The sequence below is a fragment of the Falsigemmobacter intermedius genome, from assembly GCF_004054105.1.
Taxonomy (GTDB): domain Bacteria; phylum Pseudomonadota; class Alphaproteobacteria; order Rhodobacterales; family Rhodobacteraceae; genus Wagnerdoeblera; species Wagnerdoeblera intermedia.
This window is the reverse complement of the sequence record NZ_SBLC01000068.1, coordinates 2,244-7,881: the sequence shown is the minus strand read 5'-3', so window position 1 is coordinate 7,881 and position 5,638 is coordinate 2,244. Positions and strand designations below refer to the sequence as shown.

Below are 5,638 nucleotides of genomic sequence, written 5' to 3'. Positions count from 1 at the left end.
CCTTGGGAGCCGCCCTGCTGGCCTTGAGAACCTTGCGGGTCAGGAGACTTCTGCGACTGCTTTGACGGCATATTGTCGTTAAAGAGCGCGAGAAGCTTGTCGGCGTACATTTGCACCGTACTGTAATCAGTCTTGCTGGGCCCAAGCTTGGACACTGCAACACCAATTTTACGAGCATCTGCCAGAACTTCTGGGGGCAGCACGTTGAGCACGGCTGCTTCATAAAGATCTGCGTCGCCAGAGATTGCCACCTGTCCGAGGCATTCAGCACGGAAGATGTAAAGGCACCAGTTCAGCACGAGATCCCAATAGTTGGTGATTTCATCTGGCAAGGGCCGGTTGTCGTCGGGATCTGCAAGCATCACTTCCACGGCTGCGTTCAGATAAGCTGCCGCACCGGGGTAAGAGCGCAACAAGTTGGCTTCGATGCGAATGTCTTCGAGAATATTCGCGATCGACTTCCATTCGACCATCAGGGGTGAGCGGCGCATTGCTGTGATCTTAGCGCCGAGGGCTTGGAAGTCTGTTTGACGGACATGACCGCCGGCCTCATGTGCGATCAGACCATAGAGGGCAGTCCGAAGCCGTGGGTCAGTCAAGTCCCAGTGGGGCAGGGTGATCGTGGTGCCGTTAGTGCAGGGATGGCCGCCAAAAACGACGTTCACTCCCCATTTGCGGCCGAGGACCGCGGAGAGCTTGGTAGACACCATTGCATAGTCGATTTGAGCCTTGTTCATCATGGGAGCACTCCAAAAAAAAGGATTTCTCCCCCCAGCGGGAAGAGAAACCCGCAGGGTTGATGGAAGGGAAACAGCCCCGGTTAGGGGGCTGTCTCAGGTGTCAGAAGTCAAAGGTATCGGCAAATTTCACCGGCTGATCATGGTCAGGCATTGGGAAAGACACGACGTTGGCCGGAGCTTCCTCATCCGAAGCAGCAACTGCTTCAGCTTCAAGAGCAAAGGCCTCTTCCTTATCTTCCGCAAAAACGGGTGCATCAGGCGAGGCAGGTGCCTCTCCAGCAACAAACCCTGACATGGGGAAACCAAGATCGTCTTTGATGGTGTCTGGCGATGGCGCTGAACCAGCGATAGCCAAAGTGGCCGGTGCGCGGTTCGCACATTCCTCAACAAACTGCTTCATCGCATCGAGCGAAGTGAAGCGGCTGATGATAGCCCAGAGCTTTTCAAACTCTGCGCCATGGATCTTGCCAGACCCCGCAACGCTTGCTTCGAGGTCGTCAGCCAGCACTTTCATGCCACCCGAACGATCACAGAAGGAAAAACGCCGCAGCTTCTGAGCAGCTTCTACGATGGATTGGCGCACTTCGACCCTGAACCAGTCAGAGGCCGAATTGCCTGTTTTGCTTGCGAGTTGCGGTTTCACACCGTTCACAATGCTCAACAGTACACTGTCGAGAAGTTCACTTCCGACAGATGCCAGTGAGTTCGTTTTATCTCGTGGAGAAGCCGAAACTTCAAAGATCGAGAAGCTTGCACTGAACCGGGATTTGACCTTCGATCTGGGCAGCATGGCGCGGCGCAGAGGTTCGGCAAATTCCGGGTTTTTGACGATCCAATCAGCAATTGCATCGTCATAAGCTTGAATGAAGTTATCAACCTCATCGTTGAACTTGGCGCAGATGGCCTGGAGCTCAACGCCGATCACTTCCACACAATCCAATGGGATCGCATAGCCTCCAAGCAGGCGCGTGCCATAGCGATTGCAGACACGCTCAGCCTGGTTGCGGATCGTTTTGAACGGTTGAAGACGTTCCTTCTCAATGAGGTGCTTGATGCCATAGCTCGCAACGCGAGAGGGTGGCAGGTCTTGCACGTCAACATTGATGAAATCGCTTGGTTCGAGCTTTTTGGACCCGGACCACACCGAAAAATCGAGCATAACCATGGCTACATCTTTGAGCACAGTCGTTTGGACAGTCATCTTTTTTCTCCAAAAAAAAGGGAGACCGCCCCCGATGGGAGTACGTGTCTCCCCATCAGGGTTGAAACTGGCTTAGAAGCCGATGTTCAGCTTGAGAATGTTGGTAGCGACTTCGCGCTCTTCAGGCGAAAGCCGGCTGAGATACGCCAGATTAAGGGCGTTCATCACCGTTTCCTCGCAAGGCGTCCCGTGATCGATTTTCCGGTGCAGGCCGAAAGAAAGGCCGTAGCGGAAGAACCGCGTCAGAGCGCGCGTTGAGAGGGGCGAATTGAGGGCTTCAGCCACGTCGTGGCATTTGGCTCTCGTTTCAGCAGCAAAGGCACACATGCGCGAGACGAACTCGGCAGATGCTGCCTGAAAATCAGGGAATTGGAGAAGCATCAGATCCGTTTCGGTCTGATGATCCATGTAGCTCACTTCCAACATCGCAAAGCGATCGAGGAAGGCAGGATCGAGCTTCCGAACGGAGCCGGTATAGGCGCCGGTCAGATCCCCGCTGCCCGCAGAGTTTGCGGTGCAGATAAGCCTGAAGTTTTTATGAGGGGTGATGACCTCACCCGTTTCTTTGATGAGTAGCTTGCCACCATCGAGAATGTCATTGAGCGCGACCAGATTTCCTGCGCGGCCGCGGTCGATTTCGTTGATAACAAGGGCATAGCCATTCTTGGCGGCCAAAGCCAAAGGACCGTACTCAAACTCAGTGTTGCCGAAGGAGATGCCGACGCGGCCGATCAGATCAGCAGTGTCAGAAGTCTCGTTCCACGAGAGCATGAGGGTAGGCCAATGCAGACGGCCGAGGACTTCGCGGATGAGCGAGGTTTTTCCGCAGCCATGCGGACCATAGAACATCAGGCCGTCGCCATGGTTCTCCGCAAACAGGAAAGCGAGGATGCTCCTCACCATGTCTACGTCAAAGTGGTAGTTAGGAGTGATCTTCTGAACGAGAAGGTCGTTTTCAAAGACCGGGACCGATTTACCGATGGCCGAAGGGAGCTTGAACAGCTGCCCGATGTCAGTGGTTTGAAAGTTCCAGTTGATTGCCGACGACAGATTGTTGGCGTGCAGGGACATAGCTTTCTCCGTAAAAAAAGGGAGAAAGCCCCTGATATGGGAAGCTTTCTCCCCATCAGGGTTTGTTTGCGCGTCTGGTCAGAGCGCGGTGAACTGGTGACTTTTGGTGCCTGCCTTGCGGTAGGGACCAACGGTTGTTTCGTCAGTGGGATCCAGGCCATGTGCTTTGACAAGCTCGGCCCAATCGACACTGCCTTTGCGGTCAACCCGCGTGGCGCGAAGCCCGGCGAATTCACCAAATTTGTTCTGACCCAGAACGTCGATAACGGGATCGGCTGCTGATTTGATGGCAGCTTCAACCTCATCGAGCATTGCCTTCAGCTCGGCCTTGCGGCTGAGCAGGGGCAAGATCGCCTGCGATGCAGTGGCCCAGCGGTGCGCATCTTCTTGCGTCTGCGGGGCGAAAACATCGCGATCTGGATCTTTGGCAGGCTCTATCCCGTCCCGGACTTTCCGTAGGAACTCTTGCGAGCGGGCTACGATTTCCTGTTGGACGGCGGCGTCTGCGGTGACGATGAGAAGGATTGTCTCAACGACACGCATGCCTACATCGCTTTCTTCCAATCGGCCGAAAACGAGAAAGCCTTCGTGTGATCCCGTGACAAGCAGCTGCTGCTGCACTTGATAGAAATACCGTTGAGCGGGCTCAGAGTTGAGCCTGTGCTTACGGACCTCTTCAAAATTGCCGGGAGACGGGATTTTGAACTCCCATGGCTTCCTGTGGCGGTCGATGCCGTCAAGGGAAGCGCGCAAGAACGAAAGGGTGTCGTGCTCGACACAGGCAGGAAAGATGCCGATCTGGCGCTCTTCGACAACGTGCTCGCGCAGCAGGTGCTCAAAGTCCTTACCGCGACGAACATATGGATTACCCATAACGTCGTCTTCTGCCTGAAGTCCGGTCTTTTCAGCCCAGAGCTTCCATTCAGTCTTATAGGGGTTTTTACCGAAGAGGGCGGATACGTCGGATGCCGTAATCCCGCCTCTGCGCCATTCGAGCCATTCCGGCGTCGATTGGGTCAGTCGGATGAACTTCATGTGGAGGCTCCAAAAAATAAGGGGCCACCGCCATGAGGGGGTAGCCCCTCAGGGGTTGAAGTCATGCAGCTGCACTTGCGCTCAGGCGTTGAAGAGCCCGGTTAAAGTTCAGCACGGTGTTGGCGCCATCGGCAGCAGCTTTGGAAAGCTTGCCTGAGGCGGCCTGATTATTGACCTCTTTAGAGGCCATATCACAGGCTTCGGGTCCGCGGCGGCGGGCCTCGCAAAGGTATGCCCAAAGGGAAGGCCCTCGGGGATCTGCAAAAATGCCCTTGAGACCATTCACCAGCGACACCGAAATGTCGTGAAGTTCAGGTTCGAGGGTTGAGCGAATGTTATCTATCGCTTCATCAAACGCTCCCAGCGTGACAGCCGCATCGACGGATCGATCCAGCCAGCGCAGTGCGCGGCTATGCACCTTGTTGAAACTGGACACCACGTCATCAGTCCCTTGCGGCACCTCGTTGAACTCGGAAGCCGGGATCGCGGTAGGATTAGCCAGAGTAGACGGCCCTGCAGAAAGCCTTTGAGGCTCCGCTGTAAGGTCGGACACAGTTTCAGGGTTCATAATCTGCCCGTCCATTTCGTCTGCGGAGTAGTCACATTCCGCGAAGCCGAGCCGGAGGGCAGCTGCCTTTGCACATTTTGAGAGCATGAGGGTAGGGGCCTTAGCCCACAGACCGGTAGGGAATTTATTGACGATCGGGACAGCCTCATCAAAGAAAAGGGTGTCCGAGAACGCGCAACGTTGCCCATTTACGAAGCGGTAGACGGTGGCCGTAACATACTCGGGGACCGTGAAAGACACGGTTTGCTCAGTATTTGGGCCATTATCCTGACGTTTGAAGCCAGAGTAGGTGCGTTCAACCATCGGCCCGAAAGTGATGGGGTCGATGCCGGCGAATGCACCCGTTTTGTGCGCGGTGTAGATCTGGGCCTTCAGGGTGAGCCAGCAGCTTTCCTGATTGATCCAGTGATTATCGACTTTCCGGCGCTGCGACACGATTGCGATGTGCCCGCTGAAAACATCCAGCCCGCGGACTTGAGCAAGATCCCAAGCGTTGATGATGGCGTCTTCAGTCTGGGCAGCTGGGAATGTGGTGTTGATGAGGACGCCCCATTTCTGAAGGTCCAGGCCACGTTTGCCAGCGCGCTCGGTCGGGTAGGGGATGCGAAGTTCAGACATATCATTCTCCTAAAAAAATGAGAGTCCGGCACCCCTTGGGAGTGCTGTGACTCCCGTTTGGGATTGAGCAGGATCAGACCTGCTGTCGGTCAGTTGTCAGGGAAGGTTGGCAATCAGATCGGGCCGGAAACCAGCCCAATGCTTCTCACCTGCGATAACCACAGGCGCCTGGCGATAACCAAGCCGGGTTACGCGATCCATAGCAGCGGGATCTTGAGTAAGATCCACTACGTCATACGAAAGCTTCCGCGCTTCCAAAGCCCGCGTGGTCGCAGTGCATTGCACGCATCCAGGCTTGGAATAGACAATAATCCCAGCGTCCATGCTGGCTCTCCTTCAGTTAGGTGGAGGCCAAGCCCCACAAGGGCGTGCCCCCATGGGTTGCGGATTCAGGATTTCAGACAC

6 protein-coding genes are annotated in these 5,638 nt (G+C 55.4%); all 6 read right to left on the bottom strand.

Features of this window, described 5'->3' with window-relative positions; genetic code table 11:
• On the bottom strand, positions 1–740 hold a 740-nt coding region (locus EP867_RS18390; RefSeq protein WP_206616380.1), incomplete at its 3' end, for a hypothetical protein.
• A gap of 100 nt (positions 741–840) precedes the next feature.
• On the bottom strand, positions 841–1,941 hold the full coding sequence (locus EP867_RS18385; protein WP_128490913.1) for a DUF3150 domain-containing protein: 1,101 nt from the start codon (positions 1,939–1,941) through the stop codon (positions 841–843).
• Between the two features lie 72 nt (positions 1,942–2,013).
• The gene (locus EP867_RS18380) at positions 2,014–3,012 is read right to left on the bottom strand and encodes an AAA family ATPase (RefSeq protein WP_128490912.1); all 999 of its coding nucleotides are present in this window, start codon (positions 3,010–3,012) and stop codon (positions 2,014–2,016) included.
• A 78-nt stretch (positions 3,013–3,090) separates the two neighbouring features.
• Positions 3,091–4,047, bottom strand: a complete 957-nt coding sequence (locus EP867_RS18375; protein ID WP_128490911.1) for a lambda-exonuclease family protein — start codon at positions 4,045–4,047, stop codon at positions 3,091–3,093.
• Positions 4,048–4,108: 61 nt separating this feature from the next.
• Entirely contained in the window at positions 4,109–5,233 is a 1,125-nt protein-coding gene (locus EP867_RS18370; protein ID WP_128490910.1) for a recombinase RecT, read from the bottom strand.
• Between the two features lie 96 nt (positions 5,234–5,329).
• Entirely contained in the window at positions 5,330–5,557 is a 228-nt protein-coding gene (nrdH, locus tag EP867_RS18365) for a glutaredoxin-like protein NrdH (protein WP_124964920.1), read from the bottom strand.
• Positions 5,558–5,638 lie beyond the last annotated feature (81 nt).

Bases quoted from the DNA above. Each gene is read 5' to 3' on its own strand.
- nrdH (WP_124964920.1), bottom strand. From the start codon at position 5,557: ATGGACGCTGGGATTATTGTCTATTCCAAGCCTGGATGCGTGCAATGC.
- EP867_RS18375 (WP_128490911.1), bottom strand. From the start codon at position 4,047: ATGAAGTTCATCCGACTGACCCAATCGACGCCGGAATGGCTCGAATGG.
- EP867_RS18380 (WP_128490912.1), bottom strand. From the start codon at position 3,012: ATGTCCCTGCACGCCAACAATCTGTCGTCGGCAATCAACTGGAACTTT.
- EP867_RS18385 (WP_128490913.1), bottom strand. From the start codon at position 1,941: ATGACTGTCCAAACGACTGTGCTCAAAGATGTAGCCATGGTTATGCTC.
- EP867_RS18370 (WP_128490910.1), bottom strand. From the start codon at position 5,233: ATGTCTGAACTTCGCATCCCCTACCCGACCGAGCGCGCTGGCAAACGT.